The sequence below is a fragment of the Rhodococcus sp. NPDC055112 genome (assembly GCF_053607505.1).
In genome coordinates this window covers 47,051-63,239 of record NZ_JBSGTR010000007.1, presented here as the reverse complement: position 1 = coordinate 63,239, position 16,189 = coordinate 47,051, and the positions used below count along the sequence as shown (strand labels likewise).

Here is a 16,189-nt window from a genome sequence, read left to right as displayed (position 1 = left end):
GTGACTGTTGAGCGGATCGATCAGCTGTGCACCTCGCCTGGCGGGGGAGTCCTGTTGGGCCGGCTGGCTGATGGGGTCCACACGTTGGCGGAGTTGGCGGATCCCGTCAGGGGTCCGGACGCGCTCTCCGAGTCTGTTGACGAACTCCGGCCCTGGTGGGACGGGCACCGAGCGTTGATACGCGATGCGCTGAGGCGTGCCGGAGAGCTGCGTGAGCTCGCTGCTCAGGTCGTACAGGTGGCCGAATCCGCGGGATGGTGGGCGTCGCTTGACCGGGACTCCCAGGTCTGGCTCAAGCCATACGACGGACTCGAGTTCCCCGTGGAATCGTCCTTCCGTACACCCCGCGAGGTGGGCGGGTTCGACCGCTATGCCCAGCGGCCGCTGCACCGGATAGCGACGTCGACGCTGACCACGAGGTCAACGCCCGTCGGCGGATGGTCGGCACATCACGCCTGCGCGAGCGCGCGGAACGCGGACTGGGTGGACGGGTACGAGGCACACACCAGGACGGTGCGGATTTCGCCCGATGCCAGGGTTGCGGAGATCGGTTCCGCTCAGGACTGGCACGATCTGGTGAGCCGCTTCGGTGTCGCCGATCCGATGTCGGGCAGTCATGATCCGGTCAGTGATGGCGAACCGTGGGGAGCGAACGACGGGCTGGTGCCGAACTGGCAGGCCATCGCGTCCGAGTACGACGGTGTGCATGTGACCGCATGGGCGTTCCTCACCGCGACCCAGGTCCGGGTCGCCTCCGCTGCCGGTTGGACCGAGGCCTGGGCGTTCGCAGGGGAGGAGACGACGTGGCTACGTTGGGCGTTCGACGAAGTCGGCGCGCCGCGACCATTCGAGGCGGGGTGATCGTGAACGGCGCTGGCCTGTCGATCGCGGAGGCCGCCGCGCGTACCGGGCTCACCGCGCACACCCTCCGCTACTACGAGCGAGATGGCTTGATGCTGTCCGCCGTCGGCCGGTCAGCATCCGGGCACCGGCGGTATGCAGCCGACGACATTGCGTGGATCGAGTTGGTCACGCGCCTGCGGGCGACCGGCATGCCGATCCGGGAGATACAGCGCTACGCCGAACTGGTGCGGGCGGGTGATGGCACCGAATACGACCGCCTGGCGCTGTTGCAGGCTCACAGGAGTCGGGTGCTCGCCCAGCTCGCCGAGGTGACGGATCACCTCGGCGCCATCGATTTCAAGATCGGCGTATACAGCGATCGTCTCGAGACGCTGCGCTTGACTTCGAGCGCACTCGAAGTCGTTGACTGCTCTCATGACAACTGACGCAATCCGAACGAGAACCCTCGGCACCGCCTCGCCGCTGACCGTGTCCGTGCTCGGGCTGGGCTGTATGGGCATGTCCGAGTTCTACGGGACCGGCGACGAGGCAGCCGGGATCTCCACCATCCACCGCGCACTCGACCTTGGCGTGACGCTCCTCGACACCGCCGACATGTACGGCCCGTTCACGAATGAAGAGCTGGTCGGCAAGGCAGTCGCCGGCCGTCGTGGGTCCGTCCAGATCGCCACCAAGTTCGGCAACGAGCGGCTCCCCGACGGCACCCGGGTCGGGATCAACGGCAGACCGGAGTACGTGCGTGCGGCGTGTGATGCCTCGTTGCGGCGGCTCGGGGTTGATCACATCGATCTCTACTACCAGCATCGTGTGGACAAGTCGGTGCCGATCGAGGACACCGTCGGCGCGATGGCTGACCTCGTCGTGGCGGGAAAGGTGCGCCACCTCGGATTGTCCGAGGCGGGGCCGGACACCATCCGGCGGGCACATGCCGTGCATCCGCTCACCGCGCTGCAGACGGAGTACTCGCTCTTCACCCGGGATCTCGAGGACACGATCCTGCCAACGATCCGCGAGCTCGGCATCGGGCTCGTGCCCTACTCGCCGTTGGGCCGGGGCATGCTCACCGGCGCGATCACTGCGGTCTCCGGCGCGGACGACGCCGGTGACCTGCGCCGGTCGACGTACTTCCCGAGGTTCAGGGGCGAGGCCCTGACGGCCAACCTCGAGTTGGTCACCCGTGTGCGCGCCTGCGCCGAGGCCAAGGGCGTCACGCCCGGCCAGCTCGCGCTGGCATGGGTCCTCGCCCAGGGAGAGGACGTCGTCCCGATCCCCGGGACCAAGCGGGTGAGATACGTCGAGGAGAACGTGGCCGCCGCATCGGTCACGCTGACCGAGGACGACCTGCTGGCGATCGAGCGGGCGGTGCCGAAGGGTGCTGTCACCGGTGACCGATACGGCGACATGTCGCACATCGACGTGTGACGCGGCGCGGCCTACCCGGTGACGGTGAGTGTCGCGTCGCCGGGGGTCGCGGTGCCGCACGCGGCGAGCCCGCCGAGCGCGAGACGCACGAACGCCGCGACCATCTGGGTCCTCACGCCCGTGTGTCTAACTGTCACGCCTCGAGCAGCAAGGTGATGGGGCCGTCGTTGACCGAACTGACGCGCATGTGCGCGCCGAAGTGTCCGGTCTGGACTTCTGCGCCCAGCCCGCGTAGGGCGTCGGCGAACGCGTCCACCAGCGGCTCGGCCACGGCGCGCGGGGCGGCGGCGGACCAGGACGGGCGCCGGCTCTTGCGGGTGTCCGCGAGCAGCGTGAACTGGCTGACCACCAGGATCGGCGCGCCGAGGTCGGAGGCCGAGCGCTCGTCGTCCAGGATGCGGAGCTTCCACACCTTCGCTGCGAGGGCGTCGGCGACCGCGGGATCGTCGCCGTGGCCGACGCCGAGCAGGACCAGCAGCCCCTGGCCGTCCGGTTCGATGCGGGCGACGGTGTGACCGTCGACCTCGACGGCCGCCTCGGTGACCCGTTGCACCACCGCGCGCACTCTTCACATCCCTTCGGGGGTTCGGGGGATTGAACCCGCATTTGGCCTGGTGAGCGAACTCCGGTAAGCTAGATCAACGGTGCGCCCTGCGTGCCGGTCGTTTCGTGCGTCTGTGCGGCTCGCCGGTTCTCTACCGCGTGCGCATCACCGTAACGGAGAACGATGCCCACCAACGGATCGCGGAGGATATGGCTAAGAAAGACGGGGCCATCGAGGTCGAGGGACGCGTAGTCGAACCGCTGCCCAATGCAATGTTCCGCATTGAGCTCGAGAACGGCCACAAGGTCCTCGCGCACATCAGCGGGAAGATGCGTCAGCACTACATTCGCATCCTGCCGGAAGACCGTGTCGTCGTAGAGCTGTCGCCCTATGACCTCTCTCGCGGTCGCATCGTCTACCGGTACAAGTAACACACACTTCCCGGGCCACATCTGGCCTGGGGAAACCATGTCCACCCACCGGTGGGCGACCACACAGGAGATTAGACAGACGTGAAGGTTCAGCCCAGCGTCAAGAAGATCTGCGAGAAGTGCAAGGTGATCCGTCGTAACGGCCGGGTCATGGTCATCTGCGACAACCTGCGTCACAAGCAGCGTCAGGGATAACCACCTGCACGACTTGCGATCGGCTTGTCCGACGCAACTGAAAAGAAGACCTCTCAGCACCAGCCAGGATGACGGCCAACGGGTTTCGGCCCGAGCAGCACATCCGGGTGCACCCCCGGCACGGAGGCCGGGGCCCCACTGAGTTAGTTGAAAGACGCTCTGAGCGATCAGAGGACACAGGGGACGGACTGGGAGCAGACCTCCGCACACCGATAGGAAATGCCAACATGGCACGTCTCGCAGGTGTTGATCTTCCTCGCGAAAAGCGTATGGAGATCGCACTGACCTACATCTACGGCGTCGGCCGTACCCGCTCCAAGGAGATCCTCGCGGCCACCGGTGTCAACCCGGATCTGCGCAGCAAGGACCTCAGTGACGAGGACCTGACCAAGCTCCGCGAGTACATCGAGGAGTCGCTGAAGGTCGAGGGTGACCTTCGCCGCGAGGTTCAGGCGGACATTCGTCGCAAGATCGAGATCGGCTGCTACCAGGGCCTGCGCCACCGTCGTGGTCTGCCCGTGCGTGGACAGCGCACCAAGACCAACGCGCGCACCCGCAAGGGCCCCAAGCGCACCATTGCCGGCAAGAAGAAGGCGAAGTAATGCCCCCTAAGTCACGCACCGGTCCGAAGAAGACCCAGAAGGCACGTCGCAGGGACAAGAAGAACGTCCCGCACGGCGCCGCTCACATCAAGAGCACCTTCAACAACACCATCGTGTCCATCACGGACCCGGCCGGCAACGTCATCTCGTGGGCGTCCTCGGGCCACGTGGGCTTCAAGGGTTCGCGTAAGTCGACCCCGTTCGCCGCTCAGCTGGCCGCCGAGAGCGCTGCCCGCAAGGCGCAGGAGCACGGCGTGAAGAAGGTCGACGTCTTCGTCAAGGGCCCCGGCTCGGGACGCGAGACCGCGATCCGCTCGCTGCAGGCTGCTGGCCTCGAGGTCGGCACCATCTCCGATGTCACCCCTCAGCCGCACAACGGCTGCCGTCCGCCCAAGCGGCGTCGGGTCTAGCGGGAAGGAAAGGTTTAGAAAATGGCACGTTATACCGGCCCCATCACCCGCAAGTCGCGTCGTCTGCGCGTCGACCTCGTCGGAGGAGACCAGGCGTTCGAGCGTCGCCCCTACCCGCCGGGCCAGCACGGCCGCGCGCGGATCAAGGAGAGCGAGTACCTGCTCCAGCTGCAGGAGAAGCAGAAGGCTCGCTTCACCTACGGCGTCATGGAGAAGCAGTTCGTCCGCTACTACAAGGAAGCGGTGCGTCGCCCGGGTAAGACCGGCGAGAACCTGCTGCGCATCCTCGAGACCCGTCTCGACAACGTCGTGTACCGCGCCGGACTGGCGCGCACCCGTCGTCAGGCCCGCCAGCTCGTCAGCCACGGCCACCTTCTCGTGAACAACAAGAAGGTCGACATCCCGAGCTTCCGCGTTTCTCAGTACGACATCATCGATGTCAAGGAGAAGTCGCTGAGCACGCTGCCGTTCCAGGTTGCCCGCGAGACCGTCGGCGACCGTCCGGTTCCCGGCTGGCTGCAGGTCGTTCCAGGTCGCCTCCGCGTCCTGGTCCACAATGTGCCCGAGCGCGCGCAGATCGACGTTCCGCTGCAGGAGCAGCTGATCGTGGAGCTGTACTCGAAGTAATGCCTTGTGCCCCGTGCGCCTTTCCGACAGCCCCGGCTGGAGGAAGGCGCACGGGTGCCGGAGGCGCCATCCATCGTGGGCGTCAAATAGCGGACGTCCGTACAGGAGGAAAACCACATGCTCATTTCTCAGCGACCCACGCTGACCGAAGAGGTCATCGCTGACAACCGCTCGAAGTTCGTCATCGAGCCCCTTGAGCCCGGCTTCGGGTACACCCTCGGCAACTCGCTTCGCCGCACCCTGCTGTCGTCGATCCCCGGCGCTGCTGTCACCAGCATCCGTATCGACGGCGTCCTGCACGAGTTCACCACCGTCCCCGGCGTGAAGGAAGATGTCACCGACATCATCCTGAACCTCAAGGGCCTCGTCGTGAGCTCCGAAGAGGACGAGCCGGTCACCATGTACGTCCGCAAGCAGGGCCCCGGTGCCGTGACTGCAGGCGACATCGTGCCCCCGGCCGGCGTCACGGTGAACAACCCGGATCTGCACATCGCCACCCTGAACGACAAGGGCAAGCTGGAGATCGAGCTCGTCGTCGAGCGCGGTCGTGGCTATGTCCCCGCCGTCCAGAACAAGGCGTCCGGCGCCGAGATCGGCCGTATCCCGGTCGACTCGATCTACTCGCCGGTGCTCAAGGTCACCTACAAGGTGGAGGCCACCCGCGTCGAGCAGCGCACCGACTTCGATCGGCTCGTGCTGGACGTGGAGACCAAGAACTCCATCACTGCTCGGGACGCGCTCGCCTCGGCGGGCAAGACCCTGGTTGAGCTCTTCGGCCTGGCCCGTGAGCTGAACGTCGAAGCAGAAGGAATCGAGATCGGACCCTCGCCCGCCGAGGCCGATCACATCGCTTCCTTCGGACTGCCGATCGAGGACCTGGACCTCACCGTCCGTTCCTACAACTGCCTCAAGCGCGAGGGTGTTCACACCGTCGGCGAGCTGGTTGGTCGCACCGAGTCCGATCTGCTGGACATCCGCAACTTCGGTCAGAAGTCCATCGACGAGGTGAAGGTCAAGCTGCATTCGCTCGGCCTTGCTCTCAAGGACAGCCCGGCCTCCTTCGATCCGACCACCGTTGCCGGCTACGACGCCGCCACCGGTACCTGGAGCGACACGGACGCCGGTGCCTTCAGCGACGCCGAGGGCAACGACCAGGACTACGCCGAGACCGAACAGCTGTAGTCAGCTCACCGGTTCCTTACTAGGAGATTCATCATGCCCAAGCCCAAGAAGGGTGCCCGCTTCGGCGGGTCGGCTTCGCACCAGAAGGCGATCTACGCCAATCTGGCCACCGCGCTCTTCGAGCACGGTCGCATCACCACCACCGAGGCCAAGGCCAAGGCCGTGCGGCCCTACGCCGAGAAGCTCATCACGCACGCGAAGGCCGGCACGCTGGCTCACCGTCGTGAGGTGCTCAAGGTCATCCGCAACAAGGATGTCGTGCACACCCTGTTCGCGGAGATCGGTCCGTTCTACGCGGAGCGCGATGGCGGCTACACCCGCATCATCAAGACCGTCCCCCGCAAGGGTGACAACGCTCCGATGGCGATCATCGAGCTCGTCAAGGAGCAGACCGTCACCTCCGAGGCCGACCGCGCGCGTCGCGTGAAGGCTTCGCAGGAGGCCCCGGCCGAGAACGTCGTGGAGGCCGTCGAGGCCGAGGCGACCGAGGCCGAGGTCGAGAACGCAGACGCAGTCGTGGAGGCTCTCGAGGACGAGACCGCCACCGCCGCCGATGCGGACGAGGCCAAGAAGGACTAACGCTGAACGCGTCAGAACCTCGCAACGAACCCGTCGCCCCCTCCGGGGGTGGCGGGTTCGTTCGCTATCGCCTCGATGTCACCTACGACGGCACCGACTTCTCCGGCTGGGCGCGCCAACCCGGGCTCCGGACCGTGTGTGGGGTGCTCGAGCAGGCCTTGTCGACCGTGTTCCGCGAACCGGTCGAACTGACCGTCGCCGGACGAACCGACGCGGGCGTGCACGCGGCCGGACAGGTCGCGCACATGGACCTCGCGGCGCCGTTGGACGACCCCAGCCGGCTGATTCGCCGATTCGCGCGGTTCCTGCCGCCGGACGTCCGGATCAAGGCGGTCACCGCGGTGCCCGCGGAGTTCGACGCCCGGTTCTCGGCGGTCCGCAGGCACTACGAATACCGCATCAGCACCGCGAGGTACGGCGTGGAGCCGTTGCGGGCCCGCGACACCGTCTCGGTGCCGAAGGACCTGGACCTGGACGCGATGAGCCGGGCGTCGGCCGGGCTGCTCGGCCTGCACGACTTCGCCGCGTTCTGCCGGCGGCGCGACGGCGCCACCACCGTGCGGGAGTTGCAGCGCTTCGACTGGGTTCGCGACGGCGACAGCGACATCGTCACCGCGCACGTCAGCGCGGATGCGTTCTGCTGGTCGATGGTTCGCAGCCTGGTCGGTGCGATGCTGGCGGTGGGCGAGGGCCGCCGCAGCGTCGAGTGGACCGTCGGGCTGTTGGAGCAGCGCGAGCGGTCGAGTTCGGTGCTGGTCGCGCCCGCGCACGGGCTGAGCCTGGTGCGGGTCGACTACCCGGCCGACGAGGACCTCGCCGAGCGCAATGCCGTCACCCGTGAGGTGCGGGCGGTGCCGGGCGGCTGCTGCGGCGACTGATCGCCGAGTGTGCAGTTACCGAGGCATCGGCCGAGAGGGCGGGTCGACAACTGCACACTCGGCGGGTTGCGGCGCAGGCAACCGCGGGCGTCGGCGACCCGCGCCGCCGAGCCGGGCGAGCGCGATGCCGCCGAGCAACCCCGCACCGCCGACGATCTGGACGGGTGTCATCGATTCGCCGAGCAGGATCCACGAGGCGATGACGGCGAACAGCACCTCGGCAAGCAGGATCAGCGAGGTCAACGTCGGCCCGATCCGGGCGACCGCTGCGCTTCCCGACAGGTACGCGACGACCGTGCTCACGAGGATCAGCAGGGTGAGCGGGACGAACCACGCCAGCTCGACCGACCCCAGCGTCGTGTCCGCGGCTGTCACGCTCAGCGGGAGCACCCCGATCAGTCCGACGCAGCCGATCGCGACGGCGCCGACGCTCATCCCGGTCGCGGTCAGAACCAGCGGGCTGAACGTGTCGGAGGTCCGGTCCGAGATGACGAAGAAGCAGGCGAGGCAGACCATCGAGATCGTCGACCAGGCGACGCCGGCAAGGCTGACCTCGACGGACCCGAACAGGTCGAGCACGCCAACCGCACCCGCCAGCGCCAGCGCCGTGCCGACCAGGGTCACCGGGCCTGGGCGCTCGCCCCGGGTCGCCCACGCCCAGCCGATGACCAGGAGCGGCGCGAGGAACTGGATCATCAGGGCGACGCCGACCGAGAGGTACTGCAGCGCCAGGAAGAAGCTGGCCTGAACGCCCGCCACCGCCATCAGGCCGTACAGCACGATCGTCTTGGCGTGCCGGTGCGCGGTGCGCAGTCCGGCCGGGTCGGCGATCGCGGCGACGACCAGCATCACGACCGCGGCGCCGGCGATCCGCGCGAGCACCGTGCCTCCGGGGGACCATCCGACACCCATCAGCGACTTGGCGAACGGGCCCGACATCCCGAAGGTGAAGGCGGAGAGCAGGCTCAGGCCGGTGCCGGTCCGGGCCGCTAGTGACTGCTTGCAGGTCGCTCGAAACAACACGGCGGCCGCACTGCCTTGCACGTCGGCGTCTCCTGTCATGAGTGAAACCTGATTAGACTCATGACGGTATGAGGCGAGTCGTCAGGAGTCAAAGTGTATATAGCCCATGACACCGAGAGAGCCCTGATCGGCGCGGCGGCACTGGTCAACACCGGCCGTGGCGGCCGTGAGCTGCTGCCGGACGTGGCCGCACTCGACGCGTTCCTGACCGAACACGATTGGAGCGGCAGGCGCGACGGCACCGAGTCGGAGTTGCGCGCGGTGCGGTCACTGCGACCACGCCTCGCCCGGTTGTGGCAGTCGGGCAGTGACGGTGACGCGGCGCAGATCGTGAACGCATTGCTGCGGGAGGCGAAGGCCATGCCCCGGCTGACCGAGCACGGCGACTGGGGCTGGCACCTGCACGTCACGGCCGACGACGATCCGTTGGTGCACCGGATGGGAGCCGAGGCGGCGATGGCGATCGTCGACGTCATCCGCGTCGGCGACCTCGACCGGCTGCGTCACTGCGTGGCGCCCGATTGTGATTCGGTCCTGATCGACTTGTCACGCAACAGGTCCCGCCGGTACTGCGATACGGGAAACTGCGGGAACCGGGCGAACGTGGCGGCGTACCGGGCGCGCAGGGCGGAGGCCGCCACGCGCTGAGTGACACCGTGTTGCGGGTCAGCCCTGCTGCGCGACGCCCTCGACCACGGTCATCACGACGGTTTCGGCGTTGTGGCGGGCGACCGATTTGTTCACCTTGACCCGGATGACGCCGCCGTCCTTGCGCACCAGGTCGACATCGGCGGACAGGCCGAGTTGCTCGCCGTTGATCAGCTGGGTGTGCCCGCGATCGTGTTCTTCGATGAGGCTCGGATGGACGAACTGGCGCGGGCCGAGGCCGCGCGCCTCGGGTAGTGAGTACCCGAGCAGGTCAGCGAAGGCCCGGTTGACGTCGACAACGTGATCGTCGCTCTTGTGCACGATGACCGGCATGTTGACGTTGTGGATGAGTGCCCGATAGTGGGCACCACTGATCGCACTCACGGAATTCGAAGACACCCGCGACCTCCCGACTGGTCTGCGCAAGCACTCGATCCAACGTTGTGGACCGTTCAACCAATGTGACAGCGGGGGAAGTGTATGTGCAACGTGATGGGCGACACATCGGTTTTCTATGTGTAGCGCACCGAAATGGTTTTGGTTCGGTCAGCCCGCAAGGGATCGGGCGATCACGAGGCGCTGAATCTGATTGGTGCCCTCGAAGATCTGGGTGATCTTGGCCTCGCGCATGTACCGCTCCACCGGGAAATCCTGGGTGTAGCCGTATCCGCCGAAGACCTGGACGGCGTCGGTGGTGACCTTCATCGCGGCATCGGTCGCGACCAGTTTCGCGACGCTGGCGTTGCGCGAGTAGGGCACACCGGCGTCGCGCCTGCGCGCGGCGTCCAGGTAGGTGGCGCGGGCCGAGTCGACCGCGGCGGCCATGTCCGCGAGCAGGAATCCGAGGCCCTGGTGGTCGATGATTCGCTTGCCGAAGGCCTTGCGTTCCTTGGCATATGCGACGGCGTCGTCGAGCGCGCCCTGGGCCAGCCCCACCGCGACCGCGGCGATGCCGAGGCGGCCGGAGTCGAGCGCGCTGAAGGCGATGGGCAGGCCCTGTCCCTGCGCTCCGATCAGCCGTTCCTGCGCGACGAAGGCGTCGTCGTAGTGGGCGGACGTGGTGGGGACGGCGCGCAGTCCCATCTTCTCCTCGGGCTTGCCGAAGCTCAGACCCTCGGTGTCGGAGTCCACCAACAGGCAGGAGATGCCTCGCGGACCGTCGTCGCTGGTGCGTGCGAAGAGGGTGTAGAAGTCGGCCCGGCCGCCGTTGGTGATCCAGGCCTTGGATCCGTTGATCCGGAAACCGCCCTCCACGGGCGTCGCCTTGCAGCTCAGCGCGGCGGCGTCGGAGCCGGCCTGCGGCTCGGAGAGGCTGTATGCGCCGATGGTGTTGCCGCCCAGCATGTCCGGGAGCCACCGGGACTTCTGCTCGTCGGTGCCATGGGTGGCCAGCGCGAAGCAGGAGAGGCTGTGCACGCTGGTCGCCACGGCGACGGCGGCCCAGCGCGAGGCGAGTTCCTCGAGTACCTGCAGGTACACCTCGTACGGCTGGTTGCCGCCGCCGAACTCCTCGGGATACGGCAGGCTCAGCAGCCCGGCCTGGCCGAGGGCAGGGAAGACGCCCTCGGGGAAGGTCTCCGTCTTCTCGTGCTCGTTCACCTTCGGTGCCAGCACCTTGTCCGCGACGTCGCGGGTCAGGTCGATCAGGTCGTGGGCTTCCTGGCTGGGCAGCAGGCGTTCGACGGGCACGGCGGTCTCCTCCGGTGAGTAGTACTAGAAAAGATACTGCAGTACTGTTAGAGGTATGGCAACCCGGTCCAGTGCCCCGGCCGTGCGTGGTGCCGCGCGGCGAGCACAGCTGCTCGATCAGCTCGTCGACCTGCTCCTGGAGGAGGGCTTCGCTCACCTGACGCTCGACGACATCGCGGGCAGGTTGAGGTGTTCGAAGTCGACGCTGTATGCGCTCGCGGACAGCAAGGAGCAGCTCGTCCGCACCGCGACTGTGCACTTCTTTCGGGGCGCCACCGAGCGCGTGGAATCCAGGCTCGACGGCGTCGTCGGCGCGCGCGAACGAATCGGGACCTATCTGGAGGCGGTGGGCGAGCAACTCCGGCCCGCGTCCACCCGCTTCATGGACGATCTCGCGAGCAACGCGGCGGCCCGCGAGATCTACGAGCGCAACACGCGGTTTGCCGCGCGCCGAGTGCAGGAGCTGATCACGGCCGGAGTCCGGGAGGGTGAGTTCCGGGACGTCAATGCCGCCTTCGTCGCCGACGTGGCGGCGGCGATGATGGTCCGCATCCAGCAGCGCCGGGTCGCGGAGTCAACGGGGCTTCCTGACGCCCAGGCGTATCTCGAACTCGCAACCCTGCTCACCCACGGTCTCGCGGTATGAGCCTCTGACCTGCATCTTCGCAGTTGGACAAATGTCCGCGTGGCCAATCATCTCAATTTGGCATCTTCGCGTTGGACGGTTGGTTATGGTTGCCGCATTTCGTGCGATCTGTAACCGGTTCTGGCTATGCATTCGCGCGGTCCCTGGATGCATGGAGGAACGAGAATGTCACATGCGGTGATGCGTCGTGCGGTGGCGGCGGTGAGCGGCGCGGCTCTTGCGGTGCTCGGGCTCGGGGTCGGTGTCGCGTCGGCGGCGCCGGGTTCGGTGACCTGGGATGACGGGAGCGAGCGGATCACCCGCACGATCAGCGATGTCACCCCGGCCGCGGGTGACACCATCACCTCGACGACCGCCTTCGACCGGACTGGTGGAGTTGTCGAGTACATCCAGCAGGTCAAGGACATTCATCCACCGTGCCTGACCTATGTGGAGGGCTCCGCGAAGGTCGACGGCTCCCCGCGTGGGCTCGACAGCCAGGGTGCCGACTTCGCGAAGGTGGCGGGTAGCTGGGCGCTGTACCCGCACATCTCGCCGAACCTTCGGACCTTCGAGTTCTCGTACAAGGTGGGTGCTGACTGCGCCCGCGGCGTGCCGCTGATGACGACGGTGCATTACTCCGGGACGCTCGGCAGCGGTACCTATGACGGCAAGGGCCCGACGGTGTCGGTGGCCAATGCCGCGACCTCGACGCAGTTGACGGTTCCGGCGACGGCGAATGTCGGTGCTGCGGTTGAGTTGAAGGCGACGGTTGCTCCGGCTGCCGCGGGTGGCATGGTGCAGTTCAAGGACGGCGGCGTGAACATCGGTGGCCCGGTCACTCTTGCTGGTGGCGTGGCGACGCTGTCGCACACCTTTGATGCCGCGGGTGCGAAGTCGATCACCGCTGTGTACTCGGGTGGTGCCGGGTTCACGGGTTCGACGTCTGCTGCGGCGACGGTGACGGTGTCGGTTCCTGATGAGGCGACGACCACGACCATCACGGTTCCGGCGACGGCCAATGTCGGTGCTGCGGTTGAGCTGAAGGCGACTGTCGCTCCGGCTGCTGCTTCCGGGACGGTGCAGTTCAAGGACGGCGGCGCGAACATCGGTGGCCCGGTCGCGGTCAACGCCGGTGTCGCGACCTTGTCGCACACCTTTGATGCCGCGGGTGCGAAGAACATCACCGCTGTGTATTCGGGTGGTGCCGGCTTCACGGGCTCGACGTCTGCTGCGGCGACGGTGACGGTGTCGGTTGCCGATGTCGCGACCTCGACCCAGCTGACGGTTCCGGCCACGGCAAACGTGGGTGAGGCTCTCGATCTGTCGGCCACGGTGTCGCCCGCTCCTGCCGGTGGCACGGTTCAGTTCAAGGACGGGGGCACCGCACTCGGTGGCCCGGTGAATGTGGTGGACGGCAAGGCCGCGATCCCGCATGCGTTCGACGCCGCCGGTCCGCACAGCATCACCGCGGTCTTCTCCGGGGCTCCGGGCTTCACGACGTCGACGTCTGCTGCGGCGACGGTGACGGTGTCGGTTGCCGATGTGGCGACCTCGACGCAGTTGACGGTTCCCGCGACGGCGTTTGTGGGTGCGCCTGCGGAGTTGAAGGCGACGGTGTCGCCTGCTCCTGCTGGTGGCACGGTGCAGTTCAAGAACGGCTCCACCCCGATCGGTGGTCCGGTGAATGTGGTGGACGGTAAGGCGGTGCTGTCGCACACGTTCGCTGCGGCCGGTTCGCACGCGATCTCGGCGGTGTATTCGGGTGCTCCCGGTTTCATGGGTTCGACTTCTGCGGTGCAGTCGGTATCGGTTCCGGTTCCCGCTGTGGTGACCTCGATCGCGTTGACGGCGCCTGCGGCTGCGGATCGTGGTGTGGTGGTGGAGCTCTCGGCGACGGTGTCGCCGACCCCGAACGGTGGCACGGTGCAGTTCAAGGACGGTTCGACCCCGATCGGTGGTCCGGTGAATGTGGTCGACGGTAAGGCGAAGTTGTCGCACACCTTTGACACTGCGGGTGCGCATTCGATTACGGCGACGTACTCCGGGTTCGCGGGTTTCTCGGGTGCGGGTTCGCAGGCGAGCACGGTGACGGTGGCCGGTTCCGGTGGGGACGGGTCGTTCGGCTCGAGCCAGTTCGGTTCCTGATTCTCTAGCTCTGTTTCGATCCAACAATTCTCGGTTCTGTAAATGGAGGAACGTTCATGTCCGGTGTGTTGATGCGTCGCGTGGCGGCGGTGAGCGCTGTGTCGGTTGCGGTGCTCGGTCTCGGGGCCGGTGGTGTCGCGTCGGCGGCGCCGGGTTCGGTGACCTGGGATGACGGGAACGAGCGGATCACCCGCACGATCAGCGATGTCACCCCGGCAGCGGGAGACACCATCACGTCGAAGACGGTTTTCGACCGGACCGGCGGCGTGGTGGAGTACATCCAGCAGGTCAAGGATGTTCATCCGCCGTGCTTGACGTATGTGGACGGTTCGGCGAAGGTCGACGGCTCGGCGCATGGGCTCGACAGTCAGGGCGCGGACTTCGCGAAGGTGTCGGGCAGTTGGGCGCTGTACCCGAGCATTTCGCCGAATCTGCGGACTTACGAGTTCTCGTACAAGGTGGGTGCCGATTGCGCCCGGGGCGTGCAGTTGATGACGACGGTGCACTACTCCGGGACGCTCGGCAGCGGTACCTATGACGGCAAGGGCCCGACCGTCACCGTTCGCAAGAACGCTTCGGCGACGACGCTGGCCGCGGTTGCCAATGCTCAGGTCGGTCAGGCCGCGACGCTCAGTGCGACCGTCACCGGTGGCGCGAACGGTGACACCGTCGAGTTCTACGACGGCACTACCAAGCTCGGAACGGGAACTCTGAACAACGGCGCCGCGACGTACGCCTGGACCCCCACGGCCGGTGGCGCACACGCCCTGTCCGCGAAGTTCCTCGCGACCGCGCAGGCCGAGGGATCGCAGTCCGCGCCGCAGAATGTCACGGTGTCGGTTCCCGATGAGGCGACCACGACCACGCTGACGGTGCCGGCGGCGGCGAATGTGGGTGCTGCGGTTGAGTTGAAGGCGACGGTTGCTCCGGCTGCTGCGGGTGGCACGGTGCAGTTCAAGGATGGTGCTGCGAACATTGGTGGCCCGGTCACGCTCGCTGGTGGCGTCGCGACGCTGTCGCACACCTTTGATGCTGCGGGCGCGAAGTCGATCACCGCGGTCTATTCGGGTGGTGCCGGCTTCACCGGTTCGACGTCTGCTGCGGCGACGGTGACGGTGTCGGTTCCTGATGAGGCGACGACGACGACCATCACGGTGCCGGCGACGGCGAATGTGGGTGCTGCGGTTGAGTTGAAGGCGACGGTTGCCCCGGCTGCTGCGGGTGGCACGGTGCAGTTCAAGGACGGCGGCGCGAACATTGGTGGCCCGGTCACGCTCGCTGGTGGCGTGGCGACCCTGTCGCACACCTTTGATGCTGCGGGTGCGAAGAGCATCACCGCGGTCTATTCGGGTGGTGCCGGCTTCACGGGTTCGACGTCTGCTGCCGCGACGGTGACGGTGTCGGTTCCGGATGAGGCGACGACGACGACGCTGACGGTTCCGGCGACGGCGAATGTGGGTGCTGCGGTTGAGTTGAAGGCGACTGTTGCTCCGGCTGCTGCGGGTGGCACGGTGCAGTTCAAGGACGGCGGCGCGAATATCAGTGGCCCTGTCACTCTCGCTGGTGGTGTCGCGACGCTGTCGCACACCTTTGATGCTGCGGGTGCAAAGAACATCACCGCGGTCTACTCGGGTGGTGCCGGTTTCACGGGTTCGACGTCTGCTGCGGCGACGGTGACGGTGTCGGTTGCCGATGTCGCGACCTCGACGCAGTTGACGGTTCCCGCGACGGCGTTCGTGGGTGCGCCTGCGGAGTTGAAGGCGACGGTGTCGCCTGCTCCTGCTGGTGGCACGGTGCAGTTCAAGAACGGCTCCACCCCGATCGGTGGTCCGGTGAATGTGGTGGACGGTAAGGCGGTGCTGTCGCACACGTTCGCTGCGGCCGGTTCGCACGCGATCTCGGCGGTGTATTCGGGTGCTCCCGGTTTCCTGGGTTCGACTTCTGCGGTGCAGTCGGTATCGGTTCCGGTTCCCGCTGTGGTGACCTCGATCGCGTTGACGGCGCCTGCGGCTGCGGATCGTGGTGTGGTGGTGGAGTTCTCGGCGACGGTGTCGCCGACCCCGAACGGTGGCACGGTGCAGTTCAAGGACGGTTCGACCCCGATCGGTGGTCCGGTGAATGTGGTCGACGGTAAGGCGAAGTTGTCGCACACCTTTGACACTGCGGGTGCGCATTCGATTACGGCGACGTACTCCGGGTTCGCGGGCTTCTCGGGTGCGGGTTCGCAGGCGAGCACGGTGACGGTGGCCGGTTCCGGTGGGGACGGGTCGTTCGGCTCCAGCCAGTTCGGTTCCTGACCTTCCTTGGATTGACCTCGATGCC

At 66.8% G+C, this 16,189-nt stretch carries 19 protein-coding genes; 15 read left to right on the top strand and 4 right to left on the bottom strand.

Features of this window, described 5'->3' with window-relative positions; genetic code table 11:
- Genes ACWFRB_RS05825 through ACWFRB_RS05815 form a run of 3 tightly spaced genes read left to right on the top strand, consistent with a single transcriptional unit; the run spans position 1 to position 2,286 of the window.
- Positions 1 to 861, top strand: a complete 861-nt coding sequence (locus tag ACWFRB_RS05825; RefSeq protein WP_452639484.1) for a hypothetical protein — start codon at positions 1 to 3, stop codon at positions 859 to 861.
- Complete coding sequence (locus ACWFRB_RS05820; protein ID WP_452639483.1) at positions 858 to 1,289, top strand: MerR family transcriptional regulator; 432 nt, start codon at positions 858 to 860, stop codon at positions 1,287 to 1,289. Before ACWFRB_RS05825 ends, ACWFRB_RS05820 begins: the two co-directional genes overlap by 4 nt.
- Complete coding sequence (locus ACWFRB_RS05815; RefSeq protein ID WP_452639482.1) at positions 1,279 to 2,286, top strand: aldo/keto reductase; 1,008 nt, start codon at positions 1,279 to 1,281, stop codon at positions 2,284 to 2,286. Before ACWFRB_RS05820 ends, ACWFRB_RS05815 begins: the two co-directional genes overlap by 11 nt.
- A gap of 133 nt (positions 2,287 to 2,419) precedes the next feature.
- Here ACWFRB_RS05815 and dtd read toward each other — a convergent pair whose 3' ends face one another.
- The gene (gene dtd / locus ACWFRB_RS05810; RefSeq protein ID WP_452639480.1) at positions 2,420 to 2,851 is read right to left on the bottom strand and encodes a D-aminoacyl-tRNA deacylase; all 432 of its coding nucleotides are present in this window, start codon (positions 2,849 to 2,851) and stop codon (positions 2,420 to 2,422) included.
- Positions 2,852 to 3,039: 188 nt separating this feature from the next.
- On the opposite strand from dtd, the gene infA reads away from it, so the two are divergent.
- The 8 genes from infA (at position 3,040) to truA (ending at position 7,734) form a co-directional block, all read left to right on the top strand.
- Positions 3,040 to 3,261: a translation initiation factor IF-1 gene (gene infA, locus ACWFRB_RS05805; protein WP_003418601.1), complete on the top strand. Its 222-nt coding sequence runs from the start codon at positions 3,040 to 3,042 to the stop codon at positions 3,259 to 3,261.
- Positions 3,262 to 3,342: 81 nt separating this feature from the next.
- Positions 3,343 to 3,456, top strand: a complete 114-nt coding sequence (rpmJ, locus tag ACWFRB_RS05800) for a 50S ribosomal protein L36 (RefSeq protein ID WP_025347279.1) — start codon at positions 3,343 to 3,345, stop codon at positions 3,454 to 3,456.
- A 227-nt stretch (positions 3,457 to 3,683) separates the two neighbouring features.
- The gene (rpsM, locus tag ACWFRB_RS05795) at positions 3,684 to 4,058 is read left to right on the top strand and encodes a 30S ribosomal protein S13 (RefSeq protein WP_027503171.1); all 375 of its coding nucleotides are present in this window, start codon (positions 3,684 to 3,686) and stop codon (positions 4,056 to 4,058) included.
- Positions 4,058 to 4,468, top strand: a complete 411-nt coding sequence (gene rpsK, locus ACWFRB_RS05790; RefSeq protein ID WP_077040851.1) for a 30S ribosomal protein S11 — start codon at positions 4,058 to 4,060, stop codon at positions 4,466 to 4,468. Before rpsM ends, rpsK begins: the two co-directional genes overlap by 1 nt.
- 21 nt (positions 4,469 to 4,489) lie before the next feature.
- Positions 4,490 to 5,095 carry a 30S ribosomal protein S4 gene (gene rpsD, locus ACWFRB_RS05785; RefSeq protein WP_027503173.1) on the top strand — a complete coding sequence of 202 codons (606 nt, stop codon included), beginning with the start codon at positions 4,490 to 4,492 and terminating at the stop codon, positions 5,093 to 5,095.
- 117 nt (positions 5,096 to 5,212) lie between these two features.
- Positions 5,213 to 6,277 (top strand): DNA-directed RNA polymerase subunit alpha, encoded by a 1,065-nt coding sequence (locus ACWFRB_RS05780; protein WP_077040853.1) that lies wholly within the window; start codon positions 5,213 to 5,215, stop codon positions 6,275 to 6,277.
- A gap of 33 nt (positions 6,278 to 6,310) precedes the next feature.
- Positions 6,311 to 6,856 (top strand): 50S ribosomal protein L17, encoded by a 546-nt coding sequence (rplQ, locus tag ACWFRB_RS05775; RefSeq protein ID WP_077040854.1) that lies wholly within the window; start codon positions 6,311 to 6,313, stop codon positions 6,854 to 6,856.
- A 2-nt stretch (positions 6,857 to 6,858) separates the two neighbouring features.
- Positions 6,859 to 7,734: a tRNA pseudouridine(38-40) synthase TruA gene (truA, locus tag ACWFRB_RS05770; RefSeq protein ID WP_452639539.1), complete on the top strand. Its 876-nt coding sequence runs from the start codon at positions 6,859 to 6,861 to the stop codon at positions 7,732 to 7,734.
- A 15-nt stretch (positions 7,735 to 7,749) separates the two neighbouring features.
- Here the strand turns inward: truA and ACWFRB_RS05765 are convergent, their stop codons facing one another.
- Complete coding sequence (locus tag ACWFRB_RS05765; protein ID WP_452639478.1) at positions 7,750 to 8,796, bottom strand: EamA family transporter; 1,047 nt, start codon at positions 8,794 to 8,796, stop codon at positions 7,750 to 7,752.
- A 54-nt stretch (positions 8,797 to 8,850) separates the two neighbouring features.
- On the opposite strand from ACWFRB_RS05765, the gene ACWFRB_RS05760 reads away from it, so the two are divergent.
- Positions 8,851 to 9,405, top strand: a complete 555-nt coding sequence (locus ACWFRB_RS05760; protein WP_452639477.1) for a CGNR zinc finger domain-containing protein — start codon at positions 8,851 to 8,853, stop codon at positions 9,403 to 9,405.
- Positions 9,406 to 9,423: 18 nt separating this feature from the next.
- Here the strand turns inward: ACWFRB_RS05760 and ACWFRB_RS05755 are convergent, their stop codons facing one another.
- Together ACWFRB_RS05755 and ACWFRB_RS05750 are read right to left on the bottom strand one after the other, a co-directional pair.
- Positions 9,424 to 9,804 carry a PAS domain S-box protein gene (locus tag ACWFRB_RS05755; RefSeq protein ID WP_452639476.1) on the bottom strand — a complete coding sequence of 127 codons (381 nt, stop codon included), beginning with the start codon at positions 9,802 to 9,804 and terminating at the stop codon, positions 9,424 to 9,426.
- Between the two features lie 147 nt (positions 9,805 to 9,951).
- The gene (locus ACWFRB_RS05750; protein WP_452639475.1) at positions 9,952 to 11,094 is read right to left on the bottom strand and encodes an acyl-CoA dehydrogenase family protein; all 1,143 of its coding nucleotides are present in this window, start codon (positions 11,092 to 11,094) and stop codon (positions 9,952 to 9,954) included.
- Between the two features lie 55 nt (positions 11,095 to 11,149).
- Between ACWFRB_RS05750 and ACWFRB_RS05745 the strand changes: the two genes are divergently transcribed.
- The 3 genes from ACWFRB_RS05745 (at position 11,150) to ACWFRB_RS05735 (ending at position 16,164) form a co-directional block, all read left to right on the top strand.
- Complete coding sequence (locus ACWFRB_RS05745; protein WP_452639474.1) at positions 11,150 to 11,740, top strand: TetR/AcrR family transcriptional regulator; 591 nt, start codon at positions 11,150 to 11,152, stop codon at positions 11,738 to 11,740.
- Between the two features lie 165 nt (positions 11,741 to 11,905).
- Positions 11,906 to 13,867, top strand: a complete 1,962-nt coding sequence (locus ACWFRB_RS05740; protein ID WP_452639473.1) for an Ig-like domain-containing protein — start codon at positions 11,906 to 11,908, stop codon at positions 13,865 to 13,867.
- A gap of 56 nt (positions 13,868 to 13,923) precedes the next feature.
- On the top strand, positions 13,924 to 16,164 hold the full coding sequence (locus tag ACWFRB_RS05735) for an Ig-like domain repeat protein (RefSeq protein WP_452639472.1): 2,241 nt from the start codon (positions 13,924 to 13,926) through the stop codon (positions 16,162 to 16,164).
- Positions 16,165 to 16,189: the final 25 nt, after the last annotated feature.